Origin of the sequence: Pseudomonas sp. NFX98 (assembly GCF_047784845.1) — a bacterium.
Lineage (GTDB): Bacteria > Pseudomonadota > Gammaproteobacteria > Pseudomonadales > Pseudomonadaceae > Aquipseudomonas.
This window is the reverse complement of sequence record NZ_JBLNNF010000009.1, coordinates 86,750-100,457: the sequence shown is the minus strand read 5'-3', so window position 1 is coordinate 100,457 and position 13,708 is coordinate 86,750. Positions and strand designations below refer to the sequence as shown.

Below are 13,708 nucleotides of genomic sequence, written 5' to 3'. Positions count from 1 at the left end.
CTTGTCATGGCCACTGCCGATACAACTCAATCCCCGGAAAACACCCCGGCCAATCCCAACGCGGGCAAGCGCAAGTTCATGTTGCTGGTGCTTGCCGTGGTCGTCGCACTCAGCGGCGTGGGCGTCTGGGCCTATCACGAATTTTACGGGCGCTGGAGCGAAAGCACCGACGACGCCTATGTGAACGGCAACGTGGTGGAAATCACGCCGCTGGTCACCGGCACCGTGGTGAGCATCGGCGCCGACGATGGTGATCTGGTCCACGAAGGCCAGGTGCTGGTGAATTTCGACCCCAATGATGCCGAAATCGGCCTGCAAAACGCCCAGGCCAATCTGGCCCGCACGGTGCGTCAGGTTCGCGGCTTGTACAGCGACGTCGACGGCATGAAAGCCCAGGTCAACGCCCAGCAAGCCGAAGTGCAGAAAGCCCAGGACAACTACAACCGCCGGAAAAACCTTGCCAGCGGCGGGGCGATTTCCCAGGAGGAGTTGTCCCACGCCCGTGACGACCTGACCTCGGCGCAAAACGCCCTGGCCAACGCCCAGCAGAAACTCAAAACCACCAGCGCCCTGGTCGACGACACCGTGGTGTCCTCGCACCCGGACGTCATGGCCGCCGCCGCGCAATTGCGTCAGGCCTACCTGAACAATTCTCGCAGCACCTTGATCGCGCCGGTAACCGGTTACGTGGCCAAACGCTCGGTGCAGCTCGGCCAACGGGTGCAGCCGGGTGAGGCGTTGATGGCGGTGATTCCGCTGGATCAACTGTGGATCGACGCCAACTTCAAGGAAACCCAGTTGCGTGACATGCGCATCGGCCAACCGGTGGAGATCGAAACCGATCTCTACGGCAGCAGCGTGAAATACAGCGGCACCATCGACAGCCTCGGCGCCGGCACCGGCAGTGCGTTTGCCTTGCTGCCGGCGCAGAACGCCACCGGTAACTGGATCAAGATCGTGCAACGGGTGCCGGTGCGGATCCACGTCAACGCCGAAGAACTGGCCAAACACCCGCTGCGGGTTGGCCTGTCGACCATCGTCGATGTGGACCTGCACGACCAGAGCGGCCCGGTGCTTGCGCAACAACCGCCGCAGAAGGCGTCGTTCAGCACCAGCATCTACGACCGCCAGTTGGCCGAGGCTGACGCCATGATCACGCAATTGATTCACGACAACAGCGCCGCGGTCAGCAAGACCGCGCATCGCTGATTCGCCAATCCGCCGGCTGCGCCTGTAACGGGCGCAGCGCAACCTGAGTGTCAAAGGATTCGCGATGAGCAATAACGCCTCTTTCACGCCGCCCAGCCTGGTGCTCAGCACCATCGGCCTGTCGCTGGCGACCTTCATGCAAGTGCTCGACACCACCATCGCCAACGTGGCGTTGCCGACGATTTCCGGCAATCTCGGCGTGAGTGCGGAGCAGGGCACCTGGGTGATCACATCGTTCGCGGTGAGTAACGCCATCGCACTGCCGCTGACCGGTTGGCTCAGCCGCCGTTTCGGCGAGGTGAAGCTGTTTATCTGGGCGACGCTGCTGTTCGTGCTCGCGTCGTTCCTGTGCGGGATTTCCACGTCCATGCCGGAACTGGTGGGCTTTCGCGTCCTGCAAGGCGTGGTTGCGGGGCCGTTGTACCCGATGACCCAGACGCTTTTGATTGCGGTCTACCCCCCGGCGAAACGGGGGATGGCGCTGGCACTGTTGGCGATGGTCACGGTGGTGGCGCCGATTGCCGGGCCGATTCTGGGCGGCTGGATCACCGACAGTTACAGCTGGCCGTGGATCTTTTTCATCAACGTGCCGATCGGCGTGTTCGCCGCATGGGTGGTGACCCAGCAGATGAAGAAACGCCCGGTGGTCACCAGCCGCCAGCCGATGGATTACGTCGGCCTGATCGCCTTGATCATCGGCGTCGGCGCGTTGCAGATCGTCCTCGACAAAGGCAACGATGCCAATTGGTTTGAATCCAGTTTCATCATTATCGGTTCGGTGATTTCCGTGGTGGCCCTGGCGTTCTTCGTGATCTGGGAAATGACCGACGAGCACCCGGTAGTGAACCTGCGGCTGTTCGCCCATCGCAATTTCCGCTACGGCACCATCGTGTTGATTCTGGGTTACGCCGGGTTCTTCGGGATCAATCTGATACTGCCGCAATGGTTGCAAACCCGACTGGGCTACACCGCGACCTGGGCCGGTTTTGCCGTGGCGCCGCTGGGAATCCTGCCGGTGTTGCTGTCACCTTTCGTCGGCAAATACGCACCGAAATTCGACATGCGGGTGCTGGCGGGTGGGGCGTTCCTGGCCATCGGTCTGAGCTGTTTCATGCGCGCCGGTTTCACCAATGAAGTGGATTTCCAGCACATCGCCATGGTGCAGCTGTTCATGGGCATCGGCGTGGCGCTGTTCTTCATGCCGACCCTGACCATCCTGCTGTCGGACTTGCCACCGCATCAGATTGCCGATGGCTCGGGCCTGGCGACGTTCCTGCGGACCTTGGGCGGTAGCTTTGCGGCATCGTTGACCACCTGGATCTGGATCCGTCGCGCCGACCAGCACCACGCTTATCTGACCGAAAGCATCACCCAGTTCGATCCGGCGACTCGTGAAGCGTTGACGCATCTCGGCGGGGCAGGGGCGAAGGCTTATACGCAGCTGGATCAGATGGTGATCAGCCAGGCGTACATCATGTCCACGGTGGATTACTTCACCCTGCTGGGCTGGATGTTCTTCGGGCTGATATTGATCGTGTGGCTGGCCAAGCCGCCGTTTACGGCGAAGGCCGGGCCTGCGGCGTCTGCGGGACATTGATATAGCTGTGCCTGCTAAAAGATCGCAGCCTTCGGCAGCTCCTACATGGGATTTTTGTTCAACCTGTAGGAGCTGCCGAAGGCTGCGATCTTTTGATCTTTACTGTGTCGCGAAATCAAACGGCGCCAACGCAAACCCGTTTTCATCCACCTGCAACGCCCAACCCTGACGATCCCAATCCCCCAACACAATGCGCCGGGCCGCTTGTTCGCCCAGTTGCAGCTTGTGAATGGCCGGTCGATGAGTATGCCCATGGATCAGCGTCTTCACGCCGTATTGCTGCATGATCCGCGGAATCTCCAAGGGCGTGACATCGACAATGTCGTTGGCCTTCATCCTCGTTTGCGCGCGGCTTTCGCTGCGCAGCTTGCGCGCCAGTTTATGCCGGGTGCTCAACGGCAGATGCCGCAGGATGAACAGGGTGATCGGGTTACGCAGGTAGCGACGCAGCTTCATGTAGGCTTCGTCGCGGGTACAGAGGCTGTCGCCGTGCATCAGCAGCACCGGCTCGCCGTTGAACTGCACGACACTCGGATCCTTCAACAAGGTGCAGCCGGCCTGTTTGCAAAAGGCCTTGCCCAGCATGAAGTCGCGATTGCCGTGCATCAGAAAGATGGCCGTGCCGCTGTCGCTCAATTCGCGCAGGGCCTGGCAGATGGAACGCTGGAAGGGCGTCATGGCGTCGTCGCCAATCCACGCCTCGAAAAAGTCGCCCAGAATGTACAACGCACTCGCCGAGCGGGCGCGTCCGGCGAGCAAATCCAGAAACGCCCGGGTAATGTCCGGGCGCTCCTCTTCCAGATGTAAATCTGAAATCAGCAATATCACTCAATGATCTCGGCTTTCTCGATGATCACGTCGTCTGCTGGTACGTCCTGGTGACCGGACTTGGACGTGGTGGCCACGCCTTTGATCTTGTCGACAACGTCCTGGCCGGCGGTCACTTTACCGAATACTGCGTAGCCCCAGCCTTGCACGTTCTTGCCGCTGTGGTTCAGGAAGCTGTTGTCAGCCACGTTGATGAAGAACTGCGCGGAAGCCGAATGCGGCTCCATGGTACGGGCCATGGCGACGGTGTATTTCTCGTTGGAAAGACCGTTGTCAGCTTCGTTCTGGATGCTTGGGCGCTTGTCTTTCTTTTCTTTCATGCCAGGCTCGAAACCGCCGCCCTGGATCATGAAGTTACCGATGACACGGTGGAAAACGGTGTTTTCGTAGTGACCGGCTTTAACGTACTCGACGAAGTTGGCCACGGTGATCGGGGCTTTGTCGGCGTTCAGTTCGAGGACGATGTCGCCGAAGTTGGTAGTCAGTTTGACTTGGGTCATGATCGTTACTCTTTTGAGGAATTCGTGGTTTTGGGACATTCCATCCCGCAACCGGTTCAGCCTGTCTCGGCCAAGGTGCGCAGTTTAGCGTGACAGGCGCGAATTTCGAGGCTGTTTTTCATTTACGGTCTATTAAATGCGACCGTTTGCAGGTGCGCTCTGTCAGGCACTTGACGGCATCGGCTATGATAGCGGCTTTGTTTTGTCCGGCCTTCATTACGGCCACGCACTTGTACGTTCAAGGATCCTATGAGCAAGCCCACTGTCGACCCTACCTCGAATGCCAAGACCGGCCCAGCCGTGCCGGTCAACTTCCTGCGGCCGATCATCCAGGCAGACCTGGACTCGGGCAAGCACACGCAGATCGTCACCCGTTTCCCGCCTGAACCCAACGGCTACCTGCACATCGGCCACGCCAAGTCGATCTGCGTGAACTTCGGCCTGGCTCAGGAGTTCGGCGGCGTCACGCACCTGCGTTTCGACGACACCAACCCGGCCAAGGAAGACCAGGAATACATCGACGCGATCGAAAGCGACGTCAAATGGCTGGGCTTCGAATGGTCCGGTGAAGTGCGCTACGCCTCGCAGTATTTCGACCAGTTGCACGACTGGGCGGTAGAACTGATCAAATCCGGCAATGCCTACGTCGACGACCTGACCCCTGAGCAAGCCAAGGAATACCGTGGCAGCCTGACCGAGCCAGGCAAGAACAGCCCGTTCCGCGACCGCAGCGTCGAAGAGAACCTGGACCTGTTCGCCCGCATGAAGGCCGGCGAGTTCAAGGACGGCGCATGTGTACTGCGAGCCAAGATCGACATGGCTTCGCCGAACATGAACCTGCGCGATCCGATCATGTATCGCATCCGTCACGCGCATCACCACCAGACCGGTGACAAGTGGTGCATCTACCCGAACTACGACTTCACCCACGGTCAGTCGGACGCCATCGAAGGCATCACCCATTCGATCTGCACCCTGGAATTCGAAAGCCACCGTCCGCTGTACGAATGGTTCCTGGACAACCTGCCGGTGCCGGCCAACCCGCGCCAGTACGAATTCAGCCGCCTGAACCTGAACTACACCATCACCAGCAAGCGCAAGCTCAAGCAACTGGTCGATGAAAAGCACGTCAACGGCTGGGACGACCCGCGCATGTCCACGCTGTCGGGCTTCCGCCGCCGTGGCTACACGCCGAAATCGATCCGCAACTTCTGCGAAATGATCGGCACCAACCGTTCTGACGGCGTGGTGGACTTCGGCATGCTCGAATTCAGCATCCGTGACGACCTCGACCAGAGCGCCCCGCGCGCCATGTGCGTACTGCGTCCGCTGAAAGTCGTGATCACCAACTACCCGGAAGGCCAGGTCGAGAACCTCGAGCTGCCGCGTCATCCGAAAGAAGACATGGGCGTGCGCGCGTTGCCGTTTGCCCGTGAAATCTACATCGACCGTGACGACTTCATGGAAGAGCCGCCGAAGGGCTACAAGCGCCTGGAACCGGCCGGTGAAGTGCGCCTGCGCGGCAGCTACGTGATCCGCGCCGACGAAGCGATCAAGGACGCCGATGGCAACATCGTAGAACTGCGCTGCTCGTACGACCCGGAAACCCTGGGCAAGAACCCTGAAGGCCGCAAGGTCAAAGGCGTGATCCATTGGGTGCCGGCCGCTGCCAGCGTCGAGTGCGAAGTGCGTCTGTACGACCGTCTGTTCCGTTCGGCCAACCCTGAGAAGGCCGAAGACAGCGCCAGTTTCCTGGACAACATCAACCCTGACTCGCTGCAGGTACTCACCGGTTGTCGTGCTGAACCCTCGCTGGGCAATGCACAGCCGGAAGACCGTTTCCAGTTCGAGCGCGAAGGTTACTTCGTCGCGGATATCAAGGACTCGAAACCGGGCGCTCCGGTATTCAACCGTACCGTGACCCTGCGTGATTCGTGGGGCCAGTGATTCAAGGATTTAACGTGCTTACGATCTACAACACGCTCACCAAGAGCAAAGAAGTCTTCAAGCCGCTGGATGGCAACAAGGTGCGCATGTACGTCTGCGGGATGACCGTGTACGACTACTGCCACCTGGGCCACGGCCGCAGCATGGTCGCGTTCGACCTGGTGACGCGCTGGTTGCGTTTCAGCGGTTACGACCTGACCTACGTGCGCAACATCACCGACATCGACGACAAGATCATCAACCGGGCCAACGAGAACGGCGAGTCGTTCGAAGCGTTGACCGAGCGCATGATTGCGGCGATGCACGAAGATGAAGCGCGCCTGAACATCAAGAAGCCGGACATGGAACCGCGTGCCACCGGCCATATTCCTGGCATGCACGCGATGATCCAGACCCTGATCGACAAGGGTTACGCCTACGCCCCGGGCAACGGCGACGTGTACTACCGCGTCGCCAAGTTCATGGGCTACGGCAAGCTGTCGCGCAAGAAGATCGAAGACCTGCGCATCGGCGCACGCATCGAAGTCGACGAGTCCAAACAGGACCCGCTGGACTTCGTGCTGTGGAAAGCCGCCAAACCGGGCGAGCCGAGCTGGAAATCGCCGTGGGGCGCCGGGCGTCCGGGCTGGCACATCGAGTGCTCGGTGATGTCGACCTGCTGCCTCGGCGAGACCTTCGACATTCATGGCGGCGGCAGCGACCTTGAGTTCCCGCACCACGAAAACGAAATCGCCCAGAGCGAAGCGGCCACTGGCAAGACCTACGCCAACGCGTGGATGCATTGCGGCATGATTCGCATCAATGGCGAGAAGATGTCCAAGTCCTTGAACAACTTCTTCACCATTCGCGACGTGCTCGACAAGTACCACCCGGAAGTCGTGCGTTACCTGCTGGTGTCGAGCCACTACCGCAGCGCCATCAACTACTCGGAAGACAACCTCAAGGACGCCAAAGGCGCTCTGGAGCGTTTCTACCACGCGTTGAAAGGCCTGCCGAACGTGGCGCCGGCTGGCGGCGAAGCCTTCGTCGAGCGTTTCACCACGGTGATGAATGACGACTTCGGTACGCCGGAAGCTTGCGCGGTGCTGTTCGAGATGGTCCGTGAGATCAACCGTCTGCGTGAGAGCGATCTCAATGCTGCGGCGGGTCTGGCGGCGCGCCTGAAAGAACTGGCCAGCGTATTGGGCGTGTTGCAGCTTCAAGCCGATGATTTCCTGCAAGCCGGTGCCGAAGGGCGTGTGGATGCAGCTGAAGTCGAAGCGCTGATCGCTGCGCGCCTGGCGGCACGGGCCGACAAGGACTGGGCCGAATCCGACCGCATCCGCGACCAGCTCACCGCCATGGGCGTGGTGCTGGAAGACGGCAAGGGCGGCACGACCTGGCGTCTGGCTGACTGATTGCTTGATCCGCTGTAAAACAAAACCCGCCTTGTGCGGGTTTTTGTTTTTCAAGATCAAAAGATCGCAGCCTTCGGCAGCTCCTACAATTGGATGGCGTACACCCTGTAGGAGCTGCCGAAGGCTGCGATCTTTTGATCTGGCCTTTAACCCTCTGACTGACGCAACCGTTTGTAGAGGGTATTGCGACTAACCCCCAACCGCCGCGCCAGATACGAAATATTCCCCCCCGCCGCCTGCAACTGCCGGTTCAAATCCTCGACATCATTCAGGTCCACGGCCAACGGTTCTGGCGTTTCCACCGGCTCCATCTCCAGATCGACAAAAAAATCATCCGGCAAATGCTCCGGCCGTACCGGTTGCTCCTCGGCCATGGCCAGCGCAACCTGCATCACGCTGCTGACCTGGCGCAGATTTCCCGGCCACGGGTGACGGCTGAACAGCTCCAGCACCTCGCGGCTAAGCCCCGCCCATTGGCTCGGTTCGCGATGCTGTTCCCACAAACGCTTGAACAGCGCTTCTTTATCGCTGCGCTCTCTTAGCGGCGGTAGCTCCAGGGTCAGGCCGCCAATGCGGTAGAACAAGTCTTCGCGGAAACGCCCCAACTGCACCTGCTCGCGCAACGAACGGTTGGTTGCGGAAATGATGCGGATGTCCACCGGGAACAACTCGCTGCTGCCCACCGGTTGCACGCAACGCTCCTGCAACACCCGCAGCAGACGCGCCTGGGTCGGTAGCGGCATGTCGCCGATTTCATCGAGGAACAGCGTGCCTTTGTCAGCCTTGCGGATCAGGCCGATGCTGCCTTTCTGGTTGGCGCCGGTGAACGCACCTTTTTCGTAACCGAACAGCTCAGACTCCACCAGTTCAGCGGGGATCGCCGCACAGTTGACGGCGATGAATGCCTGTTTGCTGCGAGAGCTGGCCTGATGCAAGGCCTTGACGAAGACTTCCTTGCCGACGCCGGTCTCGCCGTGGATCAGCAGCGGAATATCTTTTTCCAGCAAGCGCTCGGCCTGGCGCACGGCTTTTTCCACGCGGCTGTCACCGAAATGCAGGGTGTTGAGGCTGATCGTCGCCGGTGCCGGGTTTGCCACAGCAGGTTCGGTGAAGATTCTGGGTTGAATCGGAACCTGTTTCGGCCGTTTCAACAGGCACTGGAAGCGATTGCGCCCGGAAGCCTGAAGAGAGAAGGGCAGGCCTTCAGGTTGATTCAGCAGTTCCAGCAGCGAAACCTTGAACAGGCTTTCGACACTGACTCGCGACAGGCGAATACCCAGCAGATTGTCCGCGCGGCGATTGGCCGAAAGCACCTGACCGCTCTCATCGAAAATCAGCAGCCCGGCCCATTGGCTGTCGAGGTTGTTCAGGCCGGTGTTGAACGTCAGTTGGAAATGCTGGCCATGGAACAGGTTGAGGATCAGCCGGTTCTCCACGGTCTGGCTCATCATCTTGACCATGCCCAGGGTGTGGGACGGTGGCAGGTAGCTGTCGCTGGACACATCGAGCACCGCGATGACCTTGCGCTCGGCATCAAAAATCGGTGCGGCGGAACCGGTCATGAAACGGTTGGCCTTGAGAAAGTGTTCATCGTGCTCAATGTGCACCGCCTGCTCGCAGGCTAGTGCGGTGCCGATGGCGTTGGTGCCGCTGCAACGCTCCATCCAACTGGCGCCAGCGCTGAAACCACGGGTCAGGCGCGGTTCGATGAAACGTTGGGTGCCCCAGGACGTCAGCACCTGGCCCTGATTGTCGGCGAGCATGATCAGGCAATTGGAGTTGCTGAGGATGTTCTCGTAGTACGGCAGCACTTCCTGATGGGTGGTTTGCACCAGCGAATGCTGGCTTTCCAGCAATTGCTTGATGCCTTCCTCCGGCAGTTGATCGAATGCCGGAGCGCTCTGGTGATCAAGACCGAACGCGCGGCAACGGGACCAGGAGTCCTGGATGATGGTGTCGTGGGACAGCGGCGAGGCGGGTGCGGCCATGGCAGTCAGTCTCTGAACAAGCTTTTATTGTTTTTATGGGATAGCGCCGACCCTTGTAGGAGCTACCGCAGGCTGCGATCTTTTGATCTTGTTTTTGGAAGCAAAATCAAAAGATCGCAGCCTGCGGTAGCTCCTACAAGGGCCGTGAACAGTCCATAGATTGTTGTTCACTATTGTTCACTGTCAATGGGTGAACTGTTCAATTGTTCATTTGTGATTGTTCATTTGTGTTCAGCAACGAACGCAAGTTTTTCCTGATTTTCAGGATTTTCTAGCTGAATCAACAGCTTGAATTTTCTGGCACGAAAGTCGCTCTAGTGCTCCGGTCGCTTGATTCCAAAAATAAAAAAGGCCGAGCCATGTCATTAACCCTGGAGCATGTCAGCCGCACCGTCGAGGGCCAGACCTGGATTGACGATGCGTGCCTCAGTTTCGAACCCGGATCCTTCAACGTTTTGCTCGGGCGCACGCTGTCCGGCAAAACCAGTCTCATGCGTCTGATGGCCGGGCTGGACAAGCCCGACAGCGGCCGCATCCTGATGAATGGCGTCGATGTCACGCAACGCCCGGTGCGCCTGCGCAACGTGTCGATGGTCTATCAGCAGTTCATCAATTACCCGACCATGACCGTCTTCGAGAACATCGCCTCGCCGCTGCGCCAGGCCGGTGTGTCCAATGAGCTGATCCAGAGTAAAGTGCTGGAAACCGCGAAGATGCTGCGCATCGAGAAATTCCTCAAGCGCTATCCCCTCGAACTCTCCGGTGGTCAGCAACAGCGCACGGCCATGGCCCGCGCGCTGGTCAAGGATGCTGAACTGATCCTGTTCGACGAGCCGCTGGTCAACCTCGACTACAAGTTGCGCGAAGAGTTGCGCCAGGAAATGCGCGAGCTGTTCAAGGCGCGCCACACCATCGCGATCTACGCCACCACCGAACCCAACGAAGCCCTGGCCCTGGGCGGGACGACGACCATCCTGCATGAAGGCCGAGTGATCCAGAGCGGCAAGTCGTCCGAGGTTTATCACCAGCCGCAGACCGTGCTGGCGGCGGAGTTGTTTTCCGAGCCGCCGATCAACCTGATGCCGGGGCGCATTGCCGGCAACGAAGTGAGTTTCGCCAATTTCGTGCACTTCCCGTTGAACGTCGATTTGCGCCCGGTAGGCGAGGGCGAATTCCGCTTCGGCGTGCGTCCCAGCCACATCTCGCTGGTGCCGAGCAACGACGATGACCTCGAACTGGCGGTGACCGTCGAAGTCGCGGAAATCAGCGGCTCGGAAACCTTCCTGCACGTGCGCAACGAACACTTCCTGTTGGTGCTGCACTTGCCCGGCGTTCACGAATACGACGTCGATGCGCCGATCCGCATCTACATCCCGACTCATAAACTGTTTGTATTCGATGCGCAGGGGCGGCTGGTCCAGGCTCCCGGCCGGCGCATTGCGAGGGTTGCCTGATGGCCGAAATCCGTTTGCAGAACCTCGCCCACAGCTACACCAGCACGCCGAGTGGTCCGGAGGATTACGCGATCCGCGAGATGGACCACATCTGGGAACAGGGCGGTGCCTATGCCTTGCTCGGCCCGTCGGGCTGCGGCAAGTCGACCTTGCTCAACATCATTTCCGGGTTGCTCAGCCCGTCCCAGGGCCATGTGCTGTTCGACGGCAAAGCGGTCAACAACCTGACCCCGGAGAAGCGCAACATCGCCCAGGTTTTCCAGTTCCCGGTGGTCTACGACACCATGACGGTGTTCGACAACCTGGCCTTCCCGTTGCGCAATCAGGGTATGGCCGAGGCGAAAGTTCACACCAAGGTGCAGGAAATCGCCGAAGTCCTCGACCTTCAGAACCTGCTCAGCAAAAAAGCCCGCAACCTCACCGCCGACGAAAAACAGAAAGTCTCCATGGGCCGTGGACTGGTGCGCGATGACGTATCGGCGATCCTCTTCGACGAACCGCTGACAGTGATCGACCCGCACCTGAAGTGGAAGCTGCGGCGTAAGCTCAAGCAGATCCACGAGCAGTTCAACATCACCATGGTCTACGTCACCCACGATCAGCTGGAGGCCTCGACCTTCGCCGACAAGATCGCGGTGATGTACGGCGGCCAGATCGTGCAGTTCGGTACGCCACGGGAATTGTTCGAACGCCCAAGCCACACCTTTGTCGGCTACTTCATCGGCAGTCCGGGGATGAACTTGATCGAGGTGCAGCCGCAACCGGGTGGTGTCGGTTTCGCTTCGACTCACTTGCCGTTGTCCGAGGCCATGCAGAAACGCATCGCCGAGTCCGAATGGAAAACCCTGAAAGTCGGCATTCGCCCGGAGTTCGTGCATGTCTGGGACGAGCCGTTTGATGACGCGATGCGGGCACAGGTCGTACACGTCGAAGACCTCGGCACCTACAAGATCATGACCCTGAACCTCGATGGCGCACCGCTGAAAGTGCGCCTGGCCGAAGACAAACCGGTGCCCGAAGGCACGGCCTACATCAGTTTTCCGGCGCAATGGCTGATGGTCTACGCCGACGAATTCCTGCTGGAAGCCCAGGCCAACCATGAGGTGCAGCCATGAACAAGGTGCAGAACAACAAGGCCTGGTGGCTGGTGTTGCCGGTGTTTTTGCTGGTGGCGTTCAGTGCGGTGATCCCGATGATGACCGTGGTCAACTATTCGGTGCAGGACATCTTCGACCAGTCCAGCCGCTATTTTGTTGGCGCCGACTGGTACAAGCAGGTGCTGCTCGATCCGCGTCTGCATGACTCACTGTTGCGTCAGTTCATCTATTCGGCGTGCGTGTTGTTGATCGAAATCCCGCTGGGGATCGCGATCGCCCTGACCATGCCGACCAAGGGCCGCTGGTCATCGGTGGTGTTGATCATCCTGGCGATTCCGCTGCTGATCCCGTGGAACGTGGTCGGCACCATCTGGCAGATCTTCGGCCGGGCCGACATCGGCTTGCTCGGTTCGACCCTCAACGCCATGGGCATCAGCTACAACTATGCGGCCAACACCATGGACGCCTGGGTCACCGTGCTGGTGATGGATGTCTGGCACTGGACCTCGCTGGTGGCGCTGTTGTGCTTCTCCGGTCTGCGGGCGATTCCGGACGTGTACTACCAAGCGGCGCGGATTGACCGGGCCTCGGCCTGGGCGGTGTTCAGGCACATCCAGTTGCCCAAGCTCAAGAGTGTGCTGTTGATCGCGGTGATGCTGCGCTTCATGGACAGTTTCATGATCTACACAGAGCCGTTCGTGCTCACCGGCGGCGGGCCGGGCAACGCCACGACGTTCCTCAGCCAGACCCTGACGCAGATGGCGATCGGGCAGTTCGACCTGGGGCCGGCGGCAGCGTTCTCGCTGGTGTACTTCCTGATCATCCTGTTGGTGTCCTGGCTGTTCTACACCGCCATGACTCACTCTGACGCCAACCGCTGAGGCCATCATGAGCAAGAGAAAGCTGATACCACTGCTGATCTACATCCTGTTCCTGCTGGTGCCGATCTACTGGCTGCTGAACATGTCCTTCAAGAGCAACACCGAAATCCTCGGCGGGCTGACGCTGTTTCCCCAGGATTTCACCTTCCACAACTACAAGGTGATCTTCACTGATCCGGCCTGGTACACCGGTTACCTCAACTCGCTGTACTACGTGAGCCTGAACACGGTGATTTCCCTGAGCGTGGCGTTGCCGGCGGCGTACGCCTTTTCGCGCTATCGTTTCCTCGGCGACAAGCACCTGTTCTTTTGGCTGCTGACCAACCGCATGGCGCCCCCGGCCGTTTTCCTGCTGCCGTTCTTCCAGTTGTATTCTTCGATCGGCTTGTTCGACACGCACATTGCCGTAGCACTGGCGCACTGCCTGTTCAACGTGCCGTTGGCGGTGTGGATTCTGGAAGGCTTCATGTCTGGCGTGCCCAAGGAAATCGACGAAACCGCCTACATCGACGGCTACAGTTTCCCCAAGTTCTTCGTGAAGATTTTCATCCCGCTGATCGGCTCCGGCATTGGTGTCACGGCGTTTTTCTGCTTCATGTTTTCCTGGGTCGAACTGCTGCTGGCGCGAACGCTGACGTCGGTGAACGCCAAACCCATTGCAGCGGTCATGACGCGCACGGTCTCGGCGTCCGGTATCGACTGGGGCGTGCTGGCGGCGGCGGGGGTGTTGACCATCCTGCCGGGCATGCTGGTGATCTGGTTTGTTCGCAACCACGTGGCCAAGGGCTTTGCCCTGGGCCGGGTATGAGG

At 59.6% G+C, this 13,708-nt stretch carries 11 protein-coding genes; 8 read left to right on the top strand and 3 right to left on the bottom strand.

Features of this window, described 5'->3' with window-relative positions:
• Window positions 1-6 precede the first annotated feature (6 nt).
• Together ACM110_RS13950 and ACM110_RS13945 are read left to right on the top strand one after the other, a co-directional pair.
• Entirely contained in the window at window positions 7-1,209 is a 1,203-nt protein-coding gene (locus tag ACM110_RS13950; RefSeq protein WP_338581904.1) for an efflux RND transporter periplasmic adaptor subunit, read from the top strand.
• Window positions 1,210-1,273: 64 nt separating this feature from the next.
• On the top strand, window positions 1,274-2,806 hold the full coding sequence (locus ACM110_RS13945; RefSeq protein ID WP_416128200.1) for a DHA2 family efflux MFS transporter permease subunit: 1,533 nt from the start codon (window positions 1,274-1,276) through the stop codon (window positions 2,804-2,806).
• Between the two features lie 99 nt (window positions 2,807-2,905).
• Here ACM110_RS13945 and lpxH read toward each other — a convergent pair whose 3' ends face one another.
• Both lpxH and ACM110_RS13935 read right to left on the bottom strand, forming a co-directional pair.
• Window positions 2,906-3,634 carry a UDP-2,3-diacylglucosamine diphosphatase gene (gene lpxH / locus ACM110_RS13940; RefSeq protein ID WP_416128199.1) on the bottom strand — a complete coding sequence of 243 codons (729 nt, stop codon included), beginning with the start codon at window positions 3,632-3,634 and terminating at the stop codon, window positions 2,906-2,908.
• Window positions 3,631-4,134: a peptidylprolyl isomerase gene (locus tag ACM110_RS13935; RefSeq protein WP_150701287.1), complete on the bottom strand. Its 504-nt coding sequence runs from the start codon at window positions 4,132-4,134 to the stop codon at window positions 3,631-3,633. Before ACM110_RS13935 ends, lpxH begins: the two co-directional genes overlap by 4 nt.
• A gap of 249 nt (window positions 4,135-4,383) precedes the next feature.
• On the opposite strand from ACM110_RS13935, the gene ACM110_RS13930 reads away from it, so the two are divergent.
• Window positions 4,384-6,081 carry a glutamine--tRNA ligase/YqeY domain fusion protein gene (locus tag ACM110_RS13930; protein ID WP_416128198.1) on the top strand — a complete coding sequence of 566 codons (1,698 nt, stop codon included), beginning with the start codon at window positions 4,384-4,386 and terminating at the stop codon, window positions 6,079-6,081.
• A gap of 14 nt (window positions 6,082-6,095) precedes the next feature.
• Window positions 6,096-7,478 carry a cysteine--tRNA ligase gene (gene cysS, locus ACM110_RS13925; RefSeq protein ID WP_416128197.1) on the top strand — a complete coding sequence of 461 codons (1,383 nt, stop codon included), beginning with the start codon at window positions 6,096-6,098 and terminating at the stop codon, window positions 7,476-7,478.
• 146 nt (window positions 7,479-7,624) lie between these two features.
• Here the strand turns inward: cysS and ACM110_RS13920 are convergent, their stop codons facing one another.
• On the bottom strand, window positions 7,625-9,466 hold the full coding sequence (locus tag ACM110_RS13920; protein WP_416128196.1) for a sigma-54-dependent Fis family transcriptional regulator: 1,842 nt from the start codon (window positions 9,464-9,466) through the stop codon (window positions 7,625-7,627).
• Window positions 9,467-9,825: 359 nt separating this feature from the next.
• On the opposite strand from ACM110_RS13920, the gene ACM110_RS13915 reads away from it, so the two are divergent.
• From ACM110_RS13915 to ACM110_RS13900, 4 genes are read left to right on the top strand one after another with little or no spacing between them, the layout of a single operon-like run.
• Window positions 9,826-10,920 (top strand): ABC transporter ATP-binding protein, encoded by a 1,095-nt coding sequence (locus tag ACM110_RS13915; protein ID WP_338581894.1) that lies wholly within the window; start codon window positions 9,826-9,828, stop codon window positions 10,918-10,920.
• On the top strand, window positions 10,920-12,035 hold the full coding sequence (locus ACM110_RS13910) for an ABC transporter ATP-binding protein (RefSeq protein WP_338581893.1): 1,116 nt from the start codon (window positions 10,920-10,922) through the stop codon (window positions 12,033-12,035). The genes ACM110_RS13915 and ACM110_RS13910 overlap by 1 nt, the downstream gene beginning before the upstream one ends.
• A complete protein-coding gene (locus ACM110_RS13905; RefSeq protein ID WP_150701293.1) occupies window positions 12,032-12,898 on the top strand; it encodes a carbohydrate ABC transporter permease in 867 nt (288 codons plus the stop codon). Before ACM110_RS13910 ends, ACM110_RS13905 begins: the two co-directional genes overlap by 4 nt.
• A 7-nt stretch (window positions 12,899-12,905) precedes the next feature.
• Window positions 12,906-13,706 (top strand): carbohydrate ABC transporter permease, encoded by an 801-nt coding sequence (locus ACM110_RS13900; protein WP_046032508.1) that lies wholly within the window; start codon window positions 12,906-12,908, stop codon window positions 13,704-13,706.
• Window positions 13,707-13,708: the final 2 nt, after the last annotated feature.

Bases quoted from the DNA above. Each gene is read 5' to 3' on its own strand.
- ACM110_RS13900 (WP_046032508.1), top strand. From the start codon at position 12,906: ATGAGCAAGAGAAAGCTGATACCACTGCTGATCTACATCCTGTTCCTG.
- ACM110_RS13930 (WP_416128198.1), top strand. From the start codon at position 4,384: ATGAGCAAGCCCACTGTCGACCCTACCTCGAATGCCAAGACCGGCCCA.
- ACM110_RS13920 (WP_416128196.1), bottom strand. From the start codon at position 9,466: ATGGCCGCACCCGCCTCGCCGCTGTCCCACGACACCATCATCCAGGAC.
- ACM110_RS13935 (WP_150701287.1), bottom strand. From the start codon at position 4,134: ATGACCCAAGTCAAACTGACTACCAACTTCGGCGACATCGTCCTCGAA.
- ACM110_RS13945 (WP_416128200.1), top strand. From the start codon at position 1,274: ATGAGCAATAACGCCTCTTTCACGCCGCCCAGCCTGGTGCTCAGCACC.
- ACM110_RS13915 (WP_338581894.1), top strand. From the start codon at position 9,826: ATGTCATTAACCCTGGAGCATGTCAGCCGCACCGTCGAGGGCCAGACC.
- ACM110_RS13905 (WP_150701293.1), top strand. From the start codon at position 12,032: ATGAACAAGGTGCAGAACAACAAGGCCTGGTGGCTGGTGTTGCCGGTG.
- ACM110_RS13950 (WP_338581904.1), top strand. From the start codon at position 7: ATGGCCACTGCCGATACAACTCAATCCCCGGAAAACACCCCGGCCAAT.
- ACM110_RS13910 (WP_338581893.1), top strand. From the start codon at position 10,920: ATGGCCGAAATCCGTTTGCAGAACCTCGCCCACAGCTACACCAGCACG.